The 21116-nt window shown below is 47.8% G+C and carries 20 protein-coding genes; 14 read left to right on the forward strand and 6 right to left on the reverse strand.

All coding sequences use genetic code 11. The features are described 5' to 3' along the window. The first annotated feature begins 134 nt into the window (after positions 1 to 134). The 4 genes from ACFPXP_RS21405 to ACFPXP_RS21420 all read left to right on the forward strand — a co-directional run bounded on the left by ACFPXP_RS21405 (position 135) and on the right by ACFPXP_RS21420 (position 3988). Positions 135 to 1442 carry an efflux RND transporter periplasmic adaptor subunit gene (locus ACFPXP_RS21405; RefSeq protein ID WP_379896507.1) on the forward strand — a complete coding sequence of 436 codons (1308 nt, stop codon included), beginning with the start codon at positions 135 to 137 and terminating at the stop codon, positions 1440 to 1442. After that, on the forward strand, positions 1439 to 2167 hold the full coding sequence (locus ACFPXP_RS21410; RefSeq protein ID WP_379896508.1) for an ABC transporter ATP-binding protein: 729 nt from the start codon (positions 1439 to 1441) through the stop codon (positions 2165 to 2167). Before ACFPXP_RS21405 ends, ACFPXP_RS21410 begins: the two co-directional genes overlap by 4 nt. Next, complete coding sequence (locus tag ACFPXP_RS21415) at positions 2145 to 3317, forward strand: ABC transporter permease (protein ID WP_379896509.1); 1173 nt, start codon at positions 2145 to 2147, stop codon at positions 3315 to 3317. The genes ACFPXP_RS21410 and ACFPXP_RS21415 overlap by 23 nt, the downstream gene beginning before the upstream one ends. Positions 3318 to 3415: 98 nt before the next feature. Then, complete coding sequence (locus tag ACFPXP_RS21420; protein WP_379896510.1) at positions 3416 to 3988, forward strand: RNA polymerase sigma factor; 573 nt, start codon at positions 3416 to 3418, stop codon at positions 3986 to 3988. Here ACFPXP_RS21420 and ACFPXP_RS21425 read toward each other — a convergent pair. Continuing rightward, positions 3921 to 4577: a DUF2269 family protein gene (locus ACFPXP_RS21425; protein WP_379896511.1), complete on the reverse strand. Its 657-nt coding sequence runs from the start codon at positions 4575 to 4577 to the stop codon at positions 3921 to 3923. The two genes, ACFPXP_RS21420 and ACFPXP_RS21425, sit on opposite strands and share 68 nt — an antisense overlap. A gap of 16 nt (positions 4578 to 4593) precedes the next feature. Next, positions 4594 to 5196, reverse strand: coding sequence for a TetR/AcrR family transcriptional regulator (locus ACFPXP_RS21430; protein WP_379896512.1), 603 nt, complete (start codon positions 5194 to 5196; stop codon positions 4594 to 4596). Positions 5197 to 5501: 305 nt separating this feature from the next. On the opposite strand from ACFPXP_RS21430, the gene hmpA reads away from it, so the two are divergent. After that, on the forward strand, positions 5502 to 6755 hold the full coding sequence (gene hmpA, locus ACFPXP_RS21435) for an NO-inducible flavohemoprotein (protein WP_379896513.1): 1254 nt from the start codon (positions 5502 to 5504) through the stop codon (positions 6753 to 6755). Here hmpA and ACFPXP_RS21440 read toward each other — a convergent pair. After that, positions 6752 to 7276 carry a Crp/Fnr family transcriptional regulator gene (locus ACFPXP_RS21440; protein ID WP_379896514.1) on the reverse strand — a complete coding sequence of 175 codons (525 nt, stop codon included), beginning with the start codon at positions 7274 to 7276 and terminating at the stop codon, positions 6752 to 6754. The two genes, hmpA and ACFPXP_RS21440, sit on opposite strands and share 4 nt — an antisense overlap. Positions 7277 to 7676: 400 nt before the next feature. On the opposite strand from ACFPXP_RS21440, the gene ACFPXP_RS21445 reads away from it, so the two are divergent. Continuing rightward, the gene (locus ACFPXP_RS21445) at positions 7677 to 9650 is read left to right on the forward strand and encodes a methyl-accepting chemotaxis protein (RefSeq protein ID WP_379896515.1); all 1974 of its coding nucleotides are present in this window, start codon (positions 7677 to 7679) and stop codon (positions 9648 to 9650) included. Positions 9651 to 9854: 204 nt separating this feature from the next. On the opposite strand, the gene ACFPXP_RS21450 is transcribed toward ACFPXP_RS21445, so the two are convergent. Then, positions 9855 to 10334 carry a DUF421 domain-containing protein gene (locus tag ACFPXP_RS21450; protein WP_379896517.1) on the reverse strand — a complete coding sequence of 160 codons (480 nt, stop codon included), beginning with the start codon at positions 10332 to 10334 and terminating at the stop codon, positions 9855 to 9857. Positions 10335 to 10529: 195 nt separating this feature from the next. Between ACFPXP_RS21450 and ACFPXP_RS21455 the strand changes: the two genes are divergently transcribed. Next, on the forward strand, positions 10530 to 11024 hold the full coding sequence (locus ACFPXP_RS21455) for a hypothetical protein (protein ID WP_379896518.1): 495 nt from the start codon (positions 10530 to 10532) through the stop codon (positions 11022 to 11024). A 28-nt stretch (positions 11025 to 11052) separates the two neighbouring features. Here the strand turns inward: ACFPXP_RS21455 and ACFPXP_RS21460 are convergent, their stop codons facing one another. Next, a complete protein-coding gene (locus ACFPXP_RS21460) occupies positions 11053 to 11862 on the reverse strand; it encodes a LysM peptidoglycan-binding domain-containing protein (protein ID WP_379896519.1) in 810 nt (269 codons plus the stop codon). A 345-nt stretch (positions 11863 to 12207) separates the two neighbouring features. On the opposite strand from ACFPXP_RS21460, the gene ACFPXP_RS21465 reads away from it, so the two are divergent. From ACFPXP_RS21465 to ACFPXP_RS21495, 7 genes are all read left to right on the forward strand, one after another. After that, on the forward strand, positions 12208 to 13026 hold the full coding sequence (locus ACFPXP_RS21465) for a GDSL-type esterase/lipase family protein (RefSeq protein WP_379896521.1): 819 nt from the start codon (positions 12208 to 12210) through the stop codon (positions 13024 to 13026). Continuing rightward, positions 13019 to 13930, forward strand: a complete 912-nt coding sequence (locus tag ACFPXP_RS21470) for an ABC transporter ATP-binding protein (protein ID WP_379896522.1) — start codon at positions 13019 to 13021, stop codon at positions 13928 to 13930. Before ACFPXP_RS21465 ends, ACFPXP_RS21470 begins: the two co-directional genes overlap by 8 nt. Continuing rightward, positions 13923 to 14903 (forward strand): ABC transporter permease subunit, encoded by a 981-nt coding sequence (locus ACFPXP_RS21475; RefSeq protein WP_379896523.1) that lies wholly within the window; start codon positions 13923 to 13925, stop codon positions 14901 to 14903. Before ACFPXP_RS21470 ends, ACFPXP_RS21475 begins: the two co-directional genes overlap by 8 nt. Positions 14904 to 15338: 435 nt before the next feature. After that, entirely contained in the window at positions 15339 to 16295 is a 957-nt protein-coding gene (locus ACFPXP_RS21480; RefSeq protein WP_379896524.1) for an ABC transporter permease, read from the forward strand. After that, a complete protein-coding gene (locus ACFPXP_RS21485; RefSeq protein ID WP_379896525.1) occupies positions 16282 to 17238 on the forward strand; it encodes an iron chelate uptake ABC transporter family permease subunit in 957 nt (318 codons plus the stop codon). Before ACFPXP_RS21480 ends, ACFPXP_RS21485 begins: the two co-directional genes overlap by 14 nt. Next, entirely contained in the window at positions 17235 to 18002 is a 768-nt protein-coding gene (locus tag ACFPXP_RS21490) for an iron ABC transporter ATP-binding protein (protein ID WP_379896526.1), read from the forward strand. The genes ACFPXP_RS21485 and ACFPXP_RS21490 overlap by 4 nt, the downstream gene beginning before the upstream one ends. 157 nt (positions 18003 to 18159) lie before the next feature. Further along, a complete protein-coding gene (locus tag ACFPXP_RS21495; protein ID WP_379896527.1) occupies positions 18160 to 19203 on the forward strand; it encodes a siderophore ABC transporter substrate-binding protein in 1044 nt (347 codons plus the stop codon). Between the two features lie 82 nt (positions 19204 to 19285). Here the strand turns inward: ACFPXP_RS21495 and ACFPXP_RS21500 are convergent, their stop codons facing one another. Then, entirely contained in the window at positions 19286 to 20842 is a 1557-nt protein-coding gene (locus tag ACFPXP_RS21500; protein ID WP_379896528.1) for a glycine betaine uptake BCCT transporter, read from the reverse strand. Positions 20843 to 21116 lie beyond the last annotated feature (274 nt).

Genomic DNA, 21116 nt, shown 5'->3' on the forward strand with positions numbered 1-21116 from the left:
CGATGATTTCGGGCGGGCTTGTTCTTTCTTTTAGCAAACATTCAGTTAGATTTCAGTTAAGTTTAAGGTTTCTCCTTCATCATTTGATCAGAACTGTGAATGGTTGAACAATGCAGAGAGAGGAGAAAAGCAGTATGGATCGTAAAAAAATTGGCCTAATTATCAGTCTTGTAGTTCTTATTGGGGCAGGGGCTGCCTATTGGTGGTTCTTTATACGTGCAGAAGGTGAGCAGACGGTTGCCGCCGCTGTCCAGACTACGACCGTACGAAGCGGCACAATTGAATCCCGAATTAGTGGAACGGGAAATATTGAGCCGCTGTCTAGAGAGACCATTAAAGCAACGGAAACGGGAGAAGTGGCTGAGGTTTATTTTCATGAAGGTGACAAGGTGAAAGCCGGGGATATTCTCCTTCGCTTTGAGAAAGACGATGTAACCGATCAAATCGAGAGTATGGAGCTTGAGCTGTCGAACAGCAGATTGGAGCTGCAAGATTTGCAGAACCAATACAAGAGGGCGGAAGATGATGAAGCGAGAGAATCGATTCGTCTTAGTATCCAGAGGCAGGAGCTGGGGATTCAGCAGAAGGAAGAGGAATTAGCGGAATTAACTGAACAGGAAGGGAAAGCACCCATCACCGCGCCCATCGATGGCATTTTAACATCTTGGGATATAGAGACTGGTCAGACGATTACGGACCAGACGAATGAGCTTGGTGAAGTGGTGAATTACGACCAATTCCAAATCGTCGTGGCTGTTGATGAATTAGATATTTCTAAAGTAGAGATTGGCCAGGAGGCCGAGATTATCGTAGAAGCGTTATCGAATCATACATACACTGGACAAGTAATGGCGATCGCGGATGAAGGGACGCCCAGCAACGGTGTTTCAACATTTGATGTCACGGTTGTCTTGAATGAGGCAGACGGCTTGAAGGCGGGAATGTCCGCGGAAGCCTCGATTCAAACCGCCTATAAGGAAAACGCATTGCTGCTGCCGATTGAAGCCATACAGCAGGCGGGGGATCAATATTTTGTTCTCGTTCCTGCTGCCGAAGAAGCTGAAGAGGAGACGGATGGCGAAGTGACACCTGAGATACCTCAAGAGGGCGAGATGCCGGAAGGGATGCCACAGGATCTGCCAACTGACATGCCAGCGGATCGAGGCTCCACTCGTGGAAATGCACTAGCAGGCGGTGGCTCCAGCGTTCAGATGCGCTCCTTCGTAGAAGTGGGGATTAGCAATGAAGACAGCATTGAAATCGTCTCGGGACTGAGTGAAGGAGATGTCGTCATTTTACCGGAGGTGATGGTGAGCAGTACAAATTCCAGTCAAGAGATGAGAGGCACAGAGGGTGGATTCCCTGGCGGAGGAGGATTCCCTAGTGGAGGCAGCTTTCCTAGCGGCGGAGGAACCGGGGGCTTTGGAGGCGGTAGACCATGACGGGCGTGATCGATTATGGCAAGCCTATGCTGCGTATTGAGCATGTATCGAAACGGTACCGGATGGGCGGAGAGATTGTAAAGGCGCTGGATGAAGTGTCGATGACCGTCATGCAGGGCGAAATGGTAGCGATCATCGGTCCTTCCGGGTCCGGAAAATCTACATTGATGAATACGATCGGATGCCTCGATTCACCAACCTCCGGCAGCTACTGGTTGGACGGGGACGAGGTGAGCCGGCTCAGCGAAAATAAGCTGGCAGCGATCCGCAACCGAAAGATCGGGTTTATTTTTCAAAGCTTCAACCTGTTGTCCAAGCTGAGCGCATTGGAGAATGTAGAGCTGCCGCTTATTTATCGCGGCGTACCGGCAAAACAGCGCAAGGAGCTGGCGATTGCTGCACTTCGCAAGGTGAAGCTGGAGGAGCGGATGGGCCACAAGCCGACAGAGCTCTCCGGCGGACAGCAGCAGCGGGTTGCCATCGCCCGAGCTCTCGCGGGTGAGCCGCCATTATTACTTGCCGACGAGCCGACCGGTGCGCTTGATACGAAGACGAGCAACGAAGTGATGCAGCTGCTGCAGGAGCTGAATGAACAGGGCCATACGATCGTATTAATCACCCACGATATGGACATTGCCAAGCAAGCCAAGCGCGTCATCCGTATTCAGGATGGGAAGCTGTATGAGGAAGGAAGGGACCCTTATGAAGTTCAGTCAAGGCTTTAAGATGGCGGCAGCGAGCATTTTGGCGAATAAGCTGCGTTCGCTCTTAACGATGCTCGGCATTATGATTGGGGTAGGGTCCGTCATTGCGTTGGTAGGTCTTGGCCAAGGAACGACCAAGACGGTAACGGAACAGGTTCAAGGCCTTGGCTCTGATTTAATTACTGTCAATGTTATAGGCAGAGGTTCGAGCAATACATTGGATTATGAGACGGCGTTAAGTATAAGTGACATTGAAGGCGTCGAATATGCGGCGCCGGTCAATTCACAGAATGCGACGGTCAAGCGGGGGACGGCAAGTGTGACTGTCAGTGTGCTCGGCACGAATACAGACTATTTGGTGGTACAAAACTACGAGCTTGCTTCGGGAAGATTTATCGCGCCGCTAGATTTACAATTCAATAACAAAGTGGCCATTTTAGGGTCTGCGACAGCACAGGAATTGTTCGGCTTTGCCGATCCAGTGGGAGAATATGTCCAGTTGAACGGTACCCGGTATAAGGTCGTAGGCGTGCTCACGGAAAAAGGTGACTCTTCTAGCGGATCGAATGATGAGGTGGTGATGATCCCCCTTACTTCCTCAGAACGGCTGTTTCAATCCGTCGGTGTCCGTACGGTATATGCGTCTGCGGAATCGGAAGAGATGATGGACTTGGCCAAAGCCGGAATAGAGTCCGCACTGTCGGAGGCATTCCGCGGGAATACCGACAGCTATACCGTCATGAATCAAGAAGACTTGCTGGAGACCGTAACATCCGTCTCAGACACGCTGGCGCTGGCGATGGGCGGTATCGCGGGCATCTCACTGCTCGTAGGCGGCATCGGCATTATGAATATTATGCTCGTTTCCGTTACCGAAAGAACAAGAGAGATCGGTATACGCAAGGCGATCGGCGCCAAAAAGGTCGATATTCTCGTTCAATTTTTAATCGAAGCGATCCTGCTTAGCGGGCTTGGCGGCGTCATTGGGATCGGTCTCGGCATCGGTGCAGGAAATATAGCCTCGAGCTCGCTGGGCATGGATGTCGTATACTCGCTGAACGTGATGCTGGTAGCTTTTGGATTCTCTGTCGTGGTAGGGATTATATTTGGTTTGTTTCCAGCCAATAAAGCAGCGAGCTTGAAACCGATTGATGCTCTACGTTCGGAATGATACATTACAACCCCATCCTTTCCGTAAGGAGCTGCACAATGATGTGAAGGTTCGATGCGGAGCGTAACAGCAAAATAAGGAGAGAGGTACTGGAAAAAATGACTGCGATGACGAAATATGAAAATTTAGTGATTCCTCACCTCCATGAGCTGCGGAATTATTGCTGCTATTTAACGCGATCGAAGTGGGATGGGGATGATCTGTATCAGGAAACGCTGCTCAAAACGTTCAAGTACTACAAGAGTGAAGGGACCATTCGGGAAACGAGAGCATTTTTGTTTCGGGTTGCACGCAATTTATGGATTGATCAATATCGAAAGGAGCATAAGCTCCAGACCGCAGTAGAGCAGCAGGAGGTTGTACAGGAGTCCTACACCTCGCCGGATTATGTGCAAATCCGCAGTATTGTGGAGGCACTGCTTGCGCATATGCCGGAAAGATATTTAGAGATGTGGCTGCTGTCGTCGTACTTTGGTTATTCCATGCAGGAAATTGCACAGATGCATCACTGCACGGTTTCTGCGGTAAAATCAGTGCTACACCGTACGAGAGAGACGATTCGCAGCTTAAAAGGAGATGCGCTGGAGCACACCGGGAAGGTCATCAGTTTTCCAGTCGATCGGTGGGTACGAGCTGTGGCGTATCACCAGCCTCGGTACATTTGCAGATAAGCTTATAAGGAGTTCCATCCGGCGAGCAGCACAGCCGTGATAAAGATGATCTGCAGCACTGCTCGAATCCCCATCGGGGTAACTGGTTTTCCGCCAGCGTGAGCTTCTTTCGGGCTGCATAGACATTCGCTGGAAACATGGCAATCATCAGGTATAAGATCACGACAGGCAGCAGCGTTGCAGCCGTACCGAAAATAGCCCAGTGCAGAGAGGCTTTACGATATTCGGCGGGCGGCAGTCCGCTGTTTGCGGCTTGCGCGCTAAGCCGAATCATTTTCCGCTGAAGCGGAATCAGCATCCCAAGCCAAAGTACACCGGTCAAACCGAACAACAGGAGAGACAAGCTGAGCCAATTGAAGCTTGCTTCCAAATATCCCGCCTGCTCTGCCATTACAGTACCGGAGACGACAAGCAGCACTAAGCCGGGAAGCGTGAATACATAGTCGGCAAGCATGACATTTTTCACCGCATAATGGATCACTTTAACATCCCCAAGGCTGTCGGCACGTATTTTCCAGAATGCCGCGGTTACAATATTGCCCACGAATAAAAGCGCACCAAGCAGGTGCAGGAACAACCACACGTTCATTATCCCACCCCTTCGGCTATTCGTTGATCTGCCCTTTGAGCATCGACTTCGTAAGCTTGGCAAAGTCTTGATTTGTAAATGCAAATGAACGATCAGAGACTGTGCTCCGAACCCGAATGCCGAGCGAAATTAAGACGAACAAATCTGCCGTTTTGTCGGCATCGACGGATGAAGGAATCACTCCTTTGTTCTGACCGGCAAGGATCCAAGCTTTAGCCAGTCTAACAGATTCGTCATAAAACGATTGGGTCAGCTCCGCAGCCTCCGGCATATCGCTTTTGCCCAGCAAGTAGATGAAGATTTGATTGGTGACATCGTCTGGATCCTGCAGACTCGAATAACTGCTGACAATTTCGCCGAGCGGTCCTTCTAAATCCGCGTTCTCTTTCTGAGCAGCAGCCGTAAATCTGGCATGGATGTCGTCCAGTCTCTCCTGCAGCACCATAGTGAACAATTCATCCTTTTTGCGAATGTAGTGAAAGATCGCCCCTTTCGATAGTCCTGAACGCGCCATAATGTCGGCAATGGTCAGCTGGCTGCACCCCTTCTCTTGAATCAACGCTTTAGTGGTGTCAAGCAGCAGCTTTTTCGTGTGCTCGCGTTTTTCTTCTCTTTTCATAGAACCTCCTATGGAATCGTTGCGGTATGCGCGGTGATGAAGTGATACTTTTATATTAAAAACCAACCGTCGGTTTTTCAATTTGTTTTTTTGTAAATGATGTTCGTTCACGATGAATCGCCTCATGTTTGAGCTTTTTTCTTCTCTTTCGGTCGACCAAAGGAGGATAACCTTGCCATAAGATCAAATAAAATATGTCAGGTCGTTCAAATATTATTTGGTTTTGGTGTGATTCTAATCACAAGTTAGGGGGGGACTTAAAATCATACTAGAGTTAATTGACGAATGGGAGGAGAGTTTAATATATGTTAAGTGAAAAAACGATTGAAATCATCAAATCTACCGTTCCCGTATTGGAAACACACGGCGTAGATATTACGAAGCGATTTTATCAATTGCTGTTTGCCAATCATCCTGAGCTACTGAATATTTTTAATCATGAAAACCAGAAAAAGGGGAGACAGCAAACGGCGCTTGCCAATGCGGTTTATGCTGCGGCACAGCACATCGATCATCTCGAGCAAATTTTGCCGGTGGTCAAGCAAATCGCACACAAGCATCGCAGTTTAGGCATTAAGCCGGAGCATTATCCTATCGTAGGCACGAATCTGATCGCTGCGATCAAAGATGTTCTGGGCGAGGCAGCAACAGACGAAATTGTACAGGCTTGGACCGAAGCGTACGGTGTCATTGCAGATGCGTTCATCGGTGTCGAAGCGGAGCTGTATGAGCAGGCTGAGCAGCAATCCGGCGGCTGGTCCGGATTTAGAGCATTCCGTCTGGATAAGAAGGTGAAGGAGAGCGAGATCATCACTTCATTCTATATGGTTCCACAGGATGGCAGGGAGATTGCTTCCTTTATTCCAGGTCAATATGTCAGTGTGAAGCTGGAGATTCCCGGGGAAACCTATACGCATATCAGACAGTACAGTTTGTCTGATGCGCCGGGCAAGCCTTATTACCGTATAACCGTCAAACGGGAGGATGATGCGCCGAACACTCCGGCTGGAAAAGTGTCCGTATATTTGCACGAGCATCTTCAGGAAGGTGATAAGGTGTTGCTCTCTGCCCCAGGTGGAGATTTCACTTTAGATGTAAAGGATGAGCGTCCTGTTGTGCTGATTAGCGGCGGGGTGGGTCAAACCCCCATGATCAGTATGCTGAACGAATTGGCGGAGCGCTGGCCGCATCGTCAGGTCACGTTTATTCATGCCGCTAGGAACGGCCGTTATCATGCGATGAAGGAGCATGTGGAGAAGCAGGCGGAAAGCCATTCGCAAATATCCGCTTACTGGTGCTACAACGAGCCTACGGACCAAGACCGTGAGCTGAAAGCTTTTCATAAGGAGGGTCATATTGACCTGCCATGGCTGCAAGAGATCGTTCCATCGAAGGATGCCAGCTTCTATTTCTGCGGGCCGGTTCCTTTTATGCGTGCGGTGAACGATGCATTGAAGGAATGGGGAATTCCGGCGTCCGATATCCATTATGAATTTTTCGGTCCATCAGGCAATCTGGACAATATGCCCGAAGCGCGGGAGACGATGGCCAGAGCTTAGCGCTTCTTCGGCAGAGAGGATGAGCGAGTGTGGCTTCGAAGCAGACGGTTGATCGTTTCCCGGCGTAGTCCAATCAGCTGCCCGATTTCATCCTGCGTAAGAATATCCGTAAGGGCTAGAGGAGCAATATACGCTTCGAACCAGATTTGAAGCTTGCTGAGTTTTTCCGCGGGAGTGACCTCTGTCAGCTGGTCGATCCGCTGCTGCATCATACGCAGCTTGTCCTGAAGAAGCAGAGCAATCTTTCGAAACTGTTCAGGCTGCTGTTCTAATTGCTGATACGACGCTGCTCCAGGCAGCACCTCTACCTCGGATGTCACAAGGGCGGCGGCCGTTCCGAAGTTGGGATTGGGACTGATGAGCGAGTGATGGGGAATGATTTCGTCAGGAACGATGATATTGACTAGAAATTGTGACCCATCCTCGTGTACTCGAACGATCTTCAGCAGACCGCTTTTTAATCGGTAAAGCGGCCCGGTTTCCCCTTGGCGGAATAAAGTCTCCCCTTTATGTAAAATCATCTGAGCTCCTCCATACAAGTATAGAATGAAAAGCGAAAATCCCGTTTGCCGGGTTTTTCGCTTTTTTGTTGGTTCCAACAGATTGAATAGTGCTGCTTTATATTATAGCAGTCCGTGCTGTGTAGATTCTAATGATTTCAGCAGCTGCGGACGATAATTAAAAAAGGATCACAAACCAGTGGCATGGCTATACGGTGTGCGATGATCATGAGGAAAGCAGCATAAGAACAGCACTGGCTAGAGAGTGGCTGCTGTAAGGTATTCGATTTTGTCGGCAACGAATCATAAGTGCCAGCACGACCAGTAGATGGGCACTATAACAAGTACGACACTCTAGATGAGGGCTTTCCTCTCGTCAGCTTTACTTATGCGACATACATGGAGAGGAGAGAAGAATGGAATGAAGTGGAACCTAAAAACAAAGCTGTTGACCGCATTTCTCGCTTTGGCCATCGTGCCGATTATTTTATTGTTTGTCGTCTCCATGAGCAGCATGAACTCGGGAAATCAAGCCTTGATGGATGACAACATGGAATCGACAACGCAAGCGATAAACAGTACGATCGAGCAGGTGTCGAAAAGACTGCTGGCCGTTGCGGAAGTGAACGCATCCAAGCCGGAATTGCAGGAAGCGGTGATGAGCCGAGATCGGAATCGAATAAAGCAGGTCGTGGCACAGCTGTTTCAAGAGGCGCAAGCATCGAATGCGGTGGACGTCTTTGAAATCGGCGACAAGGATGGCGTAGTCCTGTTTCGCGGCCACAATCCCGAGAAATACGGTGATGATAAAAGTGCAATACCCGCCATTCAAAAAGCTCTCGAAGGGCAATCCATTGGCGGATTAGAGTTTGGTTCGAGCGGGATTTCTATACGTGCGTTCGTTCCACTTCACCATCAAGGTGAAGTGATCGGTACACTGCAGATTAGTGCGGACGATACGTTTTTAGATGAAATGAACCATACGCTGGGCGTTGAGTTGTCGCTTTATAATGCTTCCGGCATGCTGGTGAAGTCCAATCGTCAAGAAGAACAAGCACAGCTTGGCCAGACCGTATTGGATGAGGAGCGAATGGAGCGAATAAAAACCGCAGGACTGCTGTCGGAAACGAAGGACTGTGAGATCGAGGTATTTTCCCCTTTATATGATCCATCCAAAACAGAGCTGATCGGCTTGGTGAAGTACAGCAAAGATATTTCCGCGATTGTCCGGATGAGAGAGAATTTTATGACAGCTGCATCTGTGCTGGGCATCATCGTTGTCATCATCGCGGCCGTTGCGGCGCTGCTGCTGACGCGATCCGTCACAAGACCGATAGACCGTCTTGCCAAGTTCATGGTTCGTATTTCGGAAGCCGATCTTCGTTCCGCGTACGACGGTAAGATGGGAAAAGATGAAATCGGCAGCCTGGCTGCAAGCGCCGTAGAAATGTCACGTCAGTTGAGGTCGATGATCGAACATATTCAGGGGACGGCTCAGCAGGTGTCACAGTCATCGCAGGAATTATCGGTGCAATCCCGCCAGATGGCTTCGGCATCCGGTGAGGTGGCGGAGCTGATGGGGAGCTTATCGTCAGGTGCCGAATCTCAGATGATGAGCGCGGAACAGACCTCGAATGCAATCGATGAAATGTCTGCCGGCATGATGCGGATTGCTGATTCTTCGGCCGAAGTATCCGATTTGGCGCAAGAGGCCGACCGCCGGGTGAATGCGGGACATGAACAGATCCAATTGGCAGCCGACCAAATGGAAACGATTCGTGACAACATTACGGCGACTGCACAAACGATACATGAGCTAAGTGAGCAGGCAGCGCAGATCGATGTGATTATCGCTGCGATTGGAGAAATATCGGAACAGGTCAATCTGCTGTCCTTGAATGCATCTATTGAAGCCGCAAGAGCAGGAGAATATGGGCAGGGTTTCGCTGTGGTCGCGCATGAAATCAAGAAGCTGGCGGGACAAACTCAAGCCTCAGCGGATCAAATTGCGCAGATGATGAAAGGCATGCAGCTTTCGACGCAAAAAGCGGTCTCGGACATGAAACAAGGTGTGAAAGAGTCTGAGCATGGAATGAAGGCGATCCAACATGCGGGAACGGCTTTCCAGGAAATTTTGACGTCCGTGAACCAAGTTGCCTCTCAGATTGGAGAAATATCCGCTGTAACAGAGGAGATTTCAGCCGGAACGGAACAGGTATCTGCGGCGATGACCGAGATGGTTCAGGTGGTGAAGAGCGCGGGAGAGCAAACGGGGCATGTATCCTCTTTGACGCAAGAACAGCTCGCATCGGCAGAGGAAATGACCGCTTCTGCGGATCAGCTGAGGGAGATGTCAGAACAGTTGAAGCAGCTGGTTGAAAAATTCAAGCTGTAGAATAGAGGAAGACCGTTACACCCACGAAAAAGGTGTTAGCGGTCTTTTTTTCTGCCGTTCTGTCTTGGATTGAACTTCAAAATTGTCGAAGTGTAATCTTCGGCACGATGCTGTGCTACTGCAAATGAGGACTCACAGAGGTGGGATGATGGTTTTGTCTCACTTCCTGGAATAAGATGCTCTGATCCAGCGTTTCGCCGGACTTCAATCCGAGGAGCGCTCCAGTTCCCCTATGGTCAGAGGCTTCGCATGCCGCATCAGCTCGTAGCCGATTTGTCCGTTCGGCTCGATCGTGGCCGTTTTGACATCGCTAATGTTAGAGACCCCGATTTGCCGAAGCCGAATTTCCAGCATATCTACGGTCATGCGGGTTTTTCTCAAATTTTTTTGATGCACTTGTCCGTTCTCAATGGCGGTGATGGCTCGTCCATTCAAAAGCCTCTCGAAGAAATCAAATTTGAGCTGAAGCCATTCAATGATGAGCAATGCCACGATAAATACGGATGCCGAACCGATCGCTTTCCATAGATTGTGATTGGCGATCGGCTGTACGATCGTCGTACCGATCGAGATCATGATAACGGTTGTAGCTACAGTTAATTGCGAAATTGACTTTCTCCCGGAGATGCGCAGTAAAACCATACCCGCCAATATGAGAATAACTGATTTCCAAATCCAATCCATTTCATTCACCCTGGTTTTGGTTGTGTCGTGACATCTATATCATGAAGAGATTGAAGGAAAACTATTCATTTTAAAGATGGATCGGGTACATTTTCAACCGCCAAAAGAATATAATAGGAATCGTAGCGGATAGCGATTGGCGCCTTTGTTTCATTCAATGTAAGCGTTAACAAAAATGGATATGAGGTGATGACGATGGGAACTCGGTTGTTGTCAGAGCATGTTATTAAGAAGCACTATCCAGCGTTGCGATATGTAAGAGTGCATACAGACGGCAAGTATTCAGCCGCCGTATATGCTTGGAATGACGATCTCACGCTGCCTGAACAAGATGCGATTGGCTTAAAGCGGTTTATTTCAGGATATTTACTCTCGCACGTATGCTATAAAATCAAGGAATACCATATGGTTCAGGCCGACGGGGTTCCCGTTATTCATGAAGTTCCGGAAATCGTCAGGAATGCAGCAATGCGGCGCAGCTTAAACCAGCATGGAATCATCGAGATCATGAACCGGATGTTTCCGAGCGGCCGGCTGACGTATGATCGTTATGACGCACGAACGGCAACGATTCATTTCCATATGGAATCGTCCGCACCGCTGCAAGAATGGGAGAAGGAGTCCATCGATCGCTGTCTGTATGAAATGATTCCCATCGGCACGTTCTGTACTGTTGCTTATAACGCATGAACGATTGTTCCTGCGATAGACGAAAAAGCTATTGAGCAATTCTAACCTTCACTTGGACTAAATCTTGGATACTGCCGTCCCTCGGGCTGCGTGAGTAAACCCACAATTCACCAGTCGGTGTCCGAGGGGTGCGGTCCAGCTGCAGTACAGCGGAGAAATAGCTGAACTGTGGTGCACCGCCCAACGTTTGAAAAGCTCTTTCGTTCGCTACGATTTGTCCGGTATCGTCAAGGATACGGTATAAGCCGGATCCTTCAAATAGACGGGCATAGCCTTCCAGACTTTCGCCGGGCTGGATGGTTTCCCCGGGAAGTGGCTGGGTGACAGCGATATTCGCGGACGTCGGAAGCGGGATAATGAGACGGTAGCCCGGGAAAATGAGATCAGGAGATAACCCGGGACGGCCGCGATTGGCCTCAAGCAATGAGGATAACGAAACACCGAACCGCAAAGCAATCTTATTCAGTGTGTCTCCATTCTCGACCTCATAAATAAATGCAGGAACAAGCAGCAATTGATTCACAAGTATAAGCTGAGGCTGGATAATTTGATTTATACCGGCAAGCAGCTCGACATTGGTACTGTATCGCTGTGCGATCCGGTACAGCGTATTACCCGGACTAACGATTTGACGTACTTGATTTTTTTGCTGCAGACCGGATTCCGTAACGATGAGCACTTGACCGGGGTAAATCAGGCCAGGATCCGTGACGGGAGGATATAACGCATTCGTCTGCTCTATGAACTGCACCGCACTGCCTAGACTAGTGGCAATGGAGTAAAGGCTGTCTCCAGGCCGTACGGTGTAAATAAAATGATTAGCTTCGATAATCGACATGAACGACACTCCCTGTTCTATTCTCGTTCCTTTTCATACTACTGCATGATATTCACCTAGAAGGTCGGACGTTACAAGGCAAGAGAAGGCTGTCTTTCGCATGATGAAACGACACCTCAATGATTAGATAACGACTCTAACATTTGAGGTGCAGTTCTGTGATGGGGGCAGCCTTCTTCTATTGGAGCATGTGCCGAGGGTAGAAATCGGCGTTGTCATGACGACTTTGCGGGATGCTTAATTTTTAATCTTATTTTCATCATTTTATGCTATGTTTAAAGGTAGTAGAATACATAAACGTCTGCGCGGGATGTGCAGGCATTTCGTAGAAAAGGGGGAGCCTGTTTGAAAGGGACAAGGATTGGATGGCTGATGGCGGTGTCCGGGGCAGCCGTTCTTATCTGCATGATAGGACTGATATGGACGTTTGTTCATGTGTTCGGCGGCAGCACGGGAGAAGAAGTCCCTGCGGCTGGGCCTGCCGTTCCGGTTGTTCAGAACATGGCTTCAGCGGCAGATGACGGGAGCATTCGGATTCTCGCCTTGGGAGACTCGCTCACAAGAGGAGCGGGCGATTCTGAAGGTAAAGGATATGTAGGGTACGTCGTAGATGAATTGCAAGAACAGCTCGAAGAAGAAGTAGTACTGAATAACCTTGGAATGGACGGGCTAACCTCAACAGAATTGGCCGCAATGCTGGATCAAGAAGCCATACGCCAAGAAGCAGAGGCGGCCGATGTGATGTTTCTCAGCATCGGGGCGAATGATTTGTTTCAGCGCGGGGAGACACTGCTGAACATGGAAGAGGAAGCGATCCGTCCGCTGGAGGAGCAGTATACACGTCAGCTGGACTCGATTTTAACAGAACTACGGGAGCTTAACGCATCGGCACCCATTTATTTAATCGGTTTGTATAATCCTTTTATCGAATACAGCGAGTCGGATACGACGAGTAAGATTGTTCGGGATTGGAATTACGAGACGGCGGAGACGGCAGCGAAGTATGACCATACGATCGTTGTGCCGACGTTCGACTTGTTCCAGATCGATGTGCAGCAGTTTTTGCATACCGATATGTTCCATCCCAATACCGAAGGTTACCAAATGATCGCCGATCGGGCAGCGGGTTTGATTATGGCATGGGGGGTGGCTGGAAATGAGTGAAGTCACCTTATCGGTGCGCGGATTGAAGAAGGTCATCGGCAAACGAGAAATTATACAAGGTATCGATTTTGATTTGCATCGCGGAGAGGTGTTCGGTTTCTTGGGACCGAATGGAGCAGGCAAGACGACGACGATCCGAATGCTGGTCGGACTCATCAAGCCGACGTCAGGTACGATCAAGGTATGCGGCTATGATATTCGCAAGCAGTTTCCGGAGGCGATGAAGCAGCTGGGGTGCATCGTGGAAAATCCGGAGCTGTACGCTTATTTAAGCGGTTGGGACAATTTGCAGTACTTTGCCCGCATGGCGAAAGACATCGATGATGCACGCATCACAGAGGTCGCGGAATGGGTCGGCCTGAAAGATCGAATCCATGACAAAGTGAAATCCTATTCGCTGGGAATGCGGCAGAGGCTTGGGATCGCACAAGCGCTGTTAGGGCGGCCGAAGGTTCTCATATTGGATGAACCGACGAACGGGCTTGATCCGTCCGGTATTAGGGAAATGCGTGAGTTTATTCGCTATTTGGCGGAAAAAGAAGGACTCAGCGTATTTGTGTCCAGCCATTTACTTAGTGAAATTGAGCTCTTGTGCGACCGGGTTGCGATCATCTCCAAAGGTAAAGTGATTCGGGTCGATACGGTTCAGCAGCTTCTTTCGCAGCAGGAACGACTGCGCTGGCGCTTGATGCCTCAGGAGATGGGCACCATGCTTCTCCGCAAAATGGCTGAGCAGGTTGAAGTGGATGGGAACTTTGTCATAACCCCTTATAGAGAGCCGGAAGCGGGATATTGGAATCAGCAGCTGGTCGAGGCAGGGATTACGGTCCTGGAGATGAACCGGAAGCTTCCGTCGTTAGAGGATTTATTTTTGGAGCTGACGGGAGGGCAAACCATTGATTAATCTAGTCTATAATGAGATGGTCAAGCTGACCGGTAAACGGCGTCTGCTCGTTGTCACGTTCATTATTGCCGTACTCATCATACTGTTCACCTACGCCCAATACCAGGAAGCAAAAGAAGATTTGAAACGGTTCGGCGATCTAGATTGGCGCGCTGCACTGCAGCAGCAAATTGAGAACTGGGAGGGCCGCATGGACAGCGGCCGTATCAGCGATGAACGCCGGGAACAGTGGGAAATTCGAATTGCTCAGCTAAGATACTATTTAGAGCATGACATTAACCCGGCTGAGCCTGGCGCACCGACTTTCGTCCGCCAATTCGTGGAGAACGGAACGACATTGCTGCTGCCTCTCATGATGATGGTGGTTGCGGCGGATATCGTCTCTTCCGAATACAGCGGGGGCACGGTGAAGGTGCTCCTGACGCGTTCTGTACGACGATGGCGCATCCTCCTGAGCAAATATATCGCTTTAGTGCTTTCCGTATCGTTCATCATCGCGATGTTTGCTCTGCTGTCTACGGTCATATCGGGGACCGTATTCGGCTTTCAGGGCTGGGATTCGCCGGTGCTGACCGGCTTTTCGGTGCAGGAGGGGCTGCTGGATACGTCCAGCGTAGAGATGATTCCCCAATGGCAGTACATATTGATGGAATTTGGACTCGCGTGGTTTATCTCCCTTGTGGTCGCTACCTTGTCTTTCATGCTGTCCGTGCTCGTTCGCAGTACGGCGGCAGGGATGGGGATTATGCTTGCGTGCCTTATTGCCGGCATGATTCTCAGCGAAATGGTCGAGTCTTGGCAGACCTCGAAGTATTTGTTTATGGTCAATTTGAATTTGATCGGCTATTTGGAAGGTGCGGATCCTCCGATTGCGGGGATGACGCTCGGCTTTTCCTTCCTCGTGCTGCTTGTGTGGGGTGCGGCGGGTCTAATTGTCTCTTTCTGGTCTTTTACAAGAAGAGATGTCTATTAAAATACGGGTATTTAGATAACAGGGATCAGGCGTTGGCTTGGTCCCTTTTTGCAAAAAAAGAGATTTTGAGAAGAAGACTTGAGCAGGTAGTTCACAAAATAGTCAAAATTTATAAAAAAACAAGATGAGGTAATAGTTTCGTGTTCACTAGCAGCCTATTCTTGTGGTACATTAGATCGTGAAGCTCAGATGAATAATCCATGAATAAAACAAAAAGATCCATTCTCACATTTAGGATAAAGTATAAAATAAAGTAGACGAGCAGTTATAAGCTCAAACAGAATGTTCATATTGAAGCCCTAGGGCCCATTTTTTTTAACACCTTATTGAGAATGATTATCTTTGTTAATCATCATGCTGGATGGTTCGTGATGTCCGTCCCATGCTAGACTTTTGGTGATCATACTGAGAATAAACACGTGATGAGGGTTACATATGAGATTTTGGATATTAATTATTGCAACGATCATTCTGTCGTTTGTATCACTATTTATAGGCGCCATTGATATCAAGGTGACAGACCTGCTGGATTGGGATTCGGATAAGACACAAATTTTCCTCATCAGCCGGGTGCCTCGATTAATCGCGATTATACTGGCGGGAGCGGGCATGAGTATTGCGGGTTTAATTATGCAGTCTTTAAGCCGCAATAAGTTCGTATCACCCACGACGGCGGGTACGTTAGATGCAGCCAAATTAGGAATTTTAATCTCCATGCTGTTCTTTACGAATATATCGTACACGGGGCAAATTATTTTCAGCTTTGCCTTTGCCTTAGCGGGAACATTCATTTTTATGCAGATTCTAGATCGCATTAAGTTTAAAGACGCGATTTTCGTACCGCTAATCGGAATTATGTACGGAAATATTTTGTCATCCATTACGACTTTCTTTGCCTACGAGGCAGATCTGCTTCAGAATATTTCCTCTTGGCTGATGGGAAGCTTTACACTCATTATTGCAGGCCGCTACGAGCTGTTATATATCAGTGTTCCGGCAGTCATTTTAGCATATCTGTATGCGAATAAATTTACCGTCGCGGGGATGGGCGAAGATTTTGCGAAAAACTTAGGCTTAAGCTATAAGCTCGTGTTAAACATCGGCTTAATTCTGGTCGCCATTATTTCTACAACGGTCGTACTTACGGTCGGAGTGATTCCGTTCCTAGGGTTAATCGTACCGAACATTGTATCCCTTTATTTTGGCGACAACTTGCGCAAAACGATGCCATATACCGCCGTATTAGGAGTTTTCTTCTTGTTAGTATGCGACATTATTGGACGTATTGTGATTCACCCTTATGAGATTCCAGTCAATGTAACAGTGGCAGTGATCGGCAGTGTGATCTTCTTAATCATGTTGTTTAGGGGGAGAGCATATGCGCAAAAATAGCACGAAGCTGATTGGATTAGCCGTACTTGCGATCATTTGCGTATTGTTATACGGGTTTTATGATATCAAGGGCGGATTCGATTACGCCTTCCCAAGACGGATGATTCGGGTGGCGGCCATGATTGTGACGGGGATTGCGATTGCATACTCGACCATCGTGTTTCAGACCATCACCCATAACCGCATCCTAACGCCTTCCGTCATGGGGCTTGACTCCATGTACGAGGTCGTACAAACGCTAATATACTTTTTTGCAGGATCGATGTCTGTTTGGGTCATGAATAAATACTTGAATTTCGGTACAGCGATCGCCGCCATGGTCATCTTCGCACTCTTACTGTATCGTTTTCTCTTTCGAGCAGATAAGCATCCGATTTATTTACTCTTATTAATCGGGATGATCTTAGGGACGCTGTTAGGAAGCTTCGTTACCTTTTTGCAAGTGTTGATCGACCCGGTAGAATATTTAAGTTTGCAAACCCGCTTATTCGGAAACTTTATGAACGTAAAGAAAGACTTGTTATATATATCAGCCGGTATATTACTCATCGCCTTTATTTACGGTTATCTCATCATGGATAAGCTGGACGTGATGTCGCTCGGCCGTGAGAATGCGATGAACCTTGGGATTCATTATGATCGGATGGTCATGAATATTTTAATTTTATCATCGGTTTTGATTGCGACATCCACCGCTCTCGTTGGACCGATTACTTTCTTTGGCTTGATCGTGGCGAATCTTTCCTATCAGTTTTTAGAGACATACAAGCACTCTATTTTAATATTGGGCGCCAGCTTAATTAGTGTGGTCGCCTTAGTCGGCGGTCAGTTCCTCGTTGAACACATTTTCGAACTGAACACAACGCTTAGCGTAATTATTAACTTTGTCGGCGGTATTTACTTCATTTACTTATTATTAAAAGAAAGTAGGGCAGCAGGATGATAGAAATCAAAGGATTAACGAAACGATTTGGCAAAAAGCCTGTTGTGGAAGATGTATCTGTAACCATCGAGCCGGGGACGATCACATCGTTTATCGGGCCGAATGGTGCCGGTAAATCTACACTTCTTTCGATGGTAAGTAGACTGCTGGATGCAGATACTGGGGAAGTCTTATTGGATCAAAACAATGTGAAAAAGTGGAAATCCTCTGAGTTTGCGAAGCGGGTTTCGATTTTGAAGCAGGCGAACTTTATTAATGTCAGGTTGACCGTACGTGAGCTTGTTGCTTTCGGCCGCTATCCTTATTCGAGAGGACGCCTTACGGCGGAGGATGAGAAGTTCGTTGATCAAGCCATTGAATATATGAACTTAACCGACATGCAGGATAAATTTCTGGATGAATTATCAGGCGGTCAGAAGCAGCGGGCTTTTATCGCGATGGTTATTGCGCAGGATACGGACTATATTTTGCTTGATGAGCCTCTCAATAACTTAGATATGAAGCACTCCGTCCAAATCATGAAGATTTTGCGCAAGCTTGTAGATGAGCTTGGCAGAACGGTGGTCATCGTATTGCACGACATTAACTTTGCCTCTGTTTATTCGGATCGAATTGTTGCGCTGAAAGACGGTAAGCTTGTAAAAAACGGGCCGACGCATGAAATTATTAATTCGGATGCGCTGCGCGAAATTTACGATATGGAAATTCCCATTCAGGAACAAAACGGATGCCGTATTTGTGTGTACTTCAATTCACATACGTAACTCCTTAACACAATTGTAACAAAATTCAAATTTCTTGAAAATTTGATCCATTAGGTTATTGACGACAGCTAGGTTTGAACATATAATGAGAATTGTTATCAACGACAATGATAATCGTTATCAATTGAAAAAATATAATGATTAAGGAGAGGGAAACATGAAAAAATGGGGTTTAGCAGTCATCGTTTTAGTCTTTTCTGTCATGCTTGCTGCTTGCGGTTCGAACGATGAAAATGAAAAAGAAGAGTCGAACGGGAATGCGGCGGCTGGAAATCAAGCTGTAGAAACGGGAGCAGCGGGCAGCGAGCAAGATGTTGCATATCCAATGACCGTATCTCCAACCGTTGCTACAAGTGAAAGCCAAGATGGATCGGCTACATATCAGTATGAAGATGTGACATTCGAAACGATGCCGGAGAAAATTGCAGTATTTGACTATGGATTCTTAGATACGTTAGATACACTGGGCGTTGAAGGCATTGTAGGGGTTGCAAAAGATTCTACATTGCCAGCTCACCTTGAAAAATATGAAGGTGATGAGTACACAAGCATTGGAAATTTAAAAACGCCATTATTTGAAGATATTGCAGCACTTGATCCGGACGTTATCTTCATCTCAGGCCGTCAATCTGCATTCTATGAAGAGTTAAAAGAAATTGCACCTGTCGTATTTGTGGGTACATCCCAAGACGATTACTGGAACACCTTCTTAGCTTCTGTAGATGTAGCAGCGAAAATGTTCGGTAAAGAAGCGGAAGCGGAAGAATACCTTGCGAAATTTGATTCAGCGTTAGAAGAAGCTAGAGCATTAGCCGGTAACTTTGAAAGTACATTAGTCACGATGTACAACGAAGGCAACCTGTCTGGTTTTGCAGCAAACTCTCGCTTCGGTTATATCTATGACATTTATGGATTTAAGCCTGTAACGGAAGACATTGAATCTTCTTCTCATGGTTCTAACTTTGGTTTTGAAGCGATCCTAGAATTCGATCCGCAAGTATTGTTCGTCATCGACCGCACAGCGGCCGTTGGAGACCAATCCAACATTGCAGATGACATGGAAAATGAAATTATTAAAAAGACGACAGCTTATCAAAACAGCCGTATTGTATACTTAGATGGTCCGCTCTGGTACTTAAGCGGCGGGGGCTTGCAATCTGAGCTTGCAAAAATCGAAGAGATTTTAGCTGAATTAAAATAAGAGTTCTCACGAATGAATGGGGTTGTCCAGAAAGTCAGTGTAACTGACTCTCTGGCAGCCCTTTTTTTCTTATCGGGGTTCTTTATTCAATTCCAGCCGCGCCGGCAAGTTCGCCCTCTGCTTTTTTATCATGGCTCCTCTTTTTTTGGGGTTCTGCCTTCGGTTTAGGCGGAACTTCTTTGGTGAAAGACTTCAACATTGAGATAACCATCATAATGAGCACGAAAGCGAGAGGAAATGCGCTGACAATGATCGCCGTCTGCATGGCCTCTAATCCGCCGGAAGCCATTAGCACAATCGCCGAAGCAGACAGCATCAAGCCCCAGATAATTTTGACGACGTTCGGCGGATTCAGACTTCCGCCTGTCGTTTGCATCCCCAGCACGAACGTGGCTGAATCCGCGGAAGTGATAAAAAAAGTAGCGATGAGCAGTAGAGTAACTATATTTAACAGAAAAGAAAGCGGAAGCTGCTCATATACATAAAAAATAGCCGTCTCTAATGTTTTATCGGATATGATCATGCCATCAAAATGCTCCAAATGAATGGCTGTTCCTCCGAAGACTGAAAACCAGAAGGCGCATACGAGGGTGGGAATGAACAGTACCGCGATGACAAACTCCCGGACCGTGCGCCCCTTCGACACTCTGGCGATAAAGGTGCCGACGAACGGTGCCCAAGCAATCCACCAGGCCCAATAAAACACCGTCCAATTTTGAACCCAGACCGCTCTCTCCTCATTAAAGGGAGCCAGTCTGAGTCCCATACTCGGCAAGTTTTGAATGTATTCACCTAAAGCTGTGATGAAGAAATTCATTAAAAATACCGTAGGTCCGACAAACAATACCGTCAAGAATATGATAACGGCAAGCACCATGTTGGTATTGCTCAAATATTTAATGCCTTTCTGCAATCCGGTGGATGCTGACAAAATGAATAGTACGGTCACAATGGCGATGATGATGAGCTGTATAGTAAACGTGTTCGGCAGACCGGTCAAGAAGTTCAGCCCGCCGTTTATCTGTGCGGCTCCGAGACCGAGAGAAGCAGCAACGCCGAAAACCGTTGCGAATACGGCAATCACGTCAATGGTCGTGCCGATTGGCCCCTTCGTTCGATCCCCAAGCAGTGGACGAAGAGCGGCACTCATCAATCCGGGATAGCCTTTGCGAAATTTGAAATAGGCTAGGGCGAGTGCGATGGTCGAGTAGATGGCCCATGCATGCAAGCCCCAATGCAGGAAGGTGTACCTCATTGCAAGCCTAGCGGCTTCATCCGTTTTGGCTTCTCCAAGCGGTGGACTGGCATAGTGGGATATCGGTTCGGATACGCCGAAAAAGAGCAGACCAATCCCCATTCCTGCACTGAACAGCAAGGCAAACCAAGTCAGCTGCCCAAATTCAGGTTTATCTTCATCTTTCCCCAGCTTAATTTTTCCGTATTTGCTGAAGATGAGAAACAAGGCGAACAGTAGAAAAATAGTGGCGCAAAGCTGATAAAACCAACCGAACGATTCCATGAAAAACGCTTGTGCGGACAACATGGAACGGCTGAGATGGTCAGGAAACAATACACCCCACAGTACAAATACAGCGGCGATAGCTATCGATATCCAAAATACAGGTGTTCTGTTTTTCATCGTCGGTCACTCTCCTCCGGAAATCGTGCGCTGCCCCATCCTCTGTTTACGGCATTGTTCAATACCTCATGAGCAGATGTTACTCTTGCCCATTTCCAGCGAATGAAGGATATGTATTACGATACAAAGGGCTGTGCACAAAACATTTGGAATTAGTATGTTGATCTGGTCCAGATTCGATACGAATGAAGTAAACTATCCTCCTGATTGGGGTCATTAGACTAAAAATGGAATGCGCTTACAAGAAAATGCACCCCATAACAGGCAATTTCAG

The organism is Marinicrinis lubricantis, from assembly GCF_042658665.1.
In the GTDB taxonomy this organism is placed as follows: domain Bacteria; phylum Bacillota; class Bacilli; order Paenibacillales; family KCTC-33676; genus Marinicrinis; species Marinicrinis lubricantis.

Coding starts and splice junctions, on each gene's coding strand:
- ACFPXP_RS21405 (WP_379896507.1), top strand. CDS start 135: ATGGATCGTAAAAAAATTGGCCTAATTATCAGTCTTGTAGTTCTTATT.
- ACFPXP_RS21410 (WP_379896508.1), top strand. CDS start 1,439: ATGACGGGCGTGATCGATTATGGCAAGCCTATGCTGCGTATTGAGCAT.
- ACFPXP_RS21415 (WP_379896509.1), top strand. CDS start 2,145: ATGAAGTTCAGTCAAGGCTTTAAGATGGCGGCAGCGAGCATTTTGGCG.
- ACFPXP_RS21420 (WP_379896510.1), top strand. CDS start 3,416: ATGACTGCGATGACGAAATATGAAAATTTAGTGATTCCTCACCTCCAT.
- ACFPXP_RS21425 (WP_379896511.1), bottom strand. CDS start 4,577: ATGAACGTGTGGTTGTTCCTGCACCTGCTTGGTGCGCTTTTATTCGTG.
- ACFPXP_RS21430 (WP_379896512.1), bottom strand. CDS start 5,196: ATGAAAAGAGAAGAAAAACGCGAGCACACGAAAAAGCTGCTGCTTGAC.
- hmpA (WP_379896513.1), top strand. CDS start 5,502: ATGTTAAGTGAAAAAACGATTGAAATCATCAAATCTACCGTTCCCGTA.
- ACFPXP_RS21440 (WP_379896514.1), bottom strand. CDS start 7,276: ATGATTTTACATAAAGGGGAGACTTTATTCCGCCAAGGGGAAACCGGG.
- ACFPXP_RS21445 (WP_379896515.1), top strand. CDS start 7,677: ATGAAGTGGAACCTAAAAACAAAGCTGTTGACCGCATTTCTCGCTTTG.
- ACFPXP_RS21450 (WP_379896517.1), bottom strand. CDS start 10,334: ATGGATTGGATTTGGAAATCAGTTATTCTCATATTGGCGGGTATGGTT.
- ACFPXP_RS21455 (WP_379896518.1), top strand. CDS start 10,530: ATGGGAACTCGGTTGTTGTCAGAGCATGTTATTAAGAAGCACTATCCA.
- ACFPXP_RS21460 (WP_379896519.1), bottom strand. CDS start 11,862: ATGTCGATTATCGAAGCTAATCATTTTATTTACACCGTACGGCCTGGA.
- ACFPXP_RS21470 (WP_379896522.1), top strand. CDS start 13,019: ATGAGTGAAGTCACCTTATCGGTGCGCGGATTGAAGAAGGTCATCGGC.
- ACFPXP_RS21480 (WP_379896524.1), top strand. CDS start 15,339: ATGAGATTTTGGATATTAATTATTGCAACGATCATTCTGTCGTTTGTA.
- ACFPXP_RS21485 (WP_379896525.1), top strand. CDS start 16,282: ATGCGCAAAAATAGCACGAAGCTGATTGGATTAGCCGTACTTGCGATC.
- ACFPXP_RS21490 (WP_379896526.1), top strand. CDS start 17,235: ATGATAGAAATCAAAGGATTAACGAAACGATTTGGCAAAAAGCCTGTT.
- ACFPXP_RS21495 (WP_379896527.1), top strand. CDS start 18,160: ATGAAAAAATGGGGTTTAGCAGTCATCGTTTTAGTCTTTTCTGTCATG.
- ACFPXP_RS21500 (WP_379896528.1), bottom strand. CDS start 20,842: ATGAAAAACAGAACACCTGTATTTTGGATATCGATAGCTATCGCCGCT.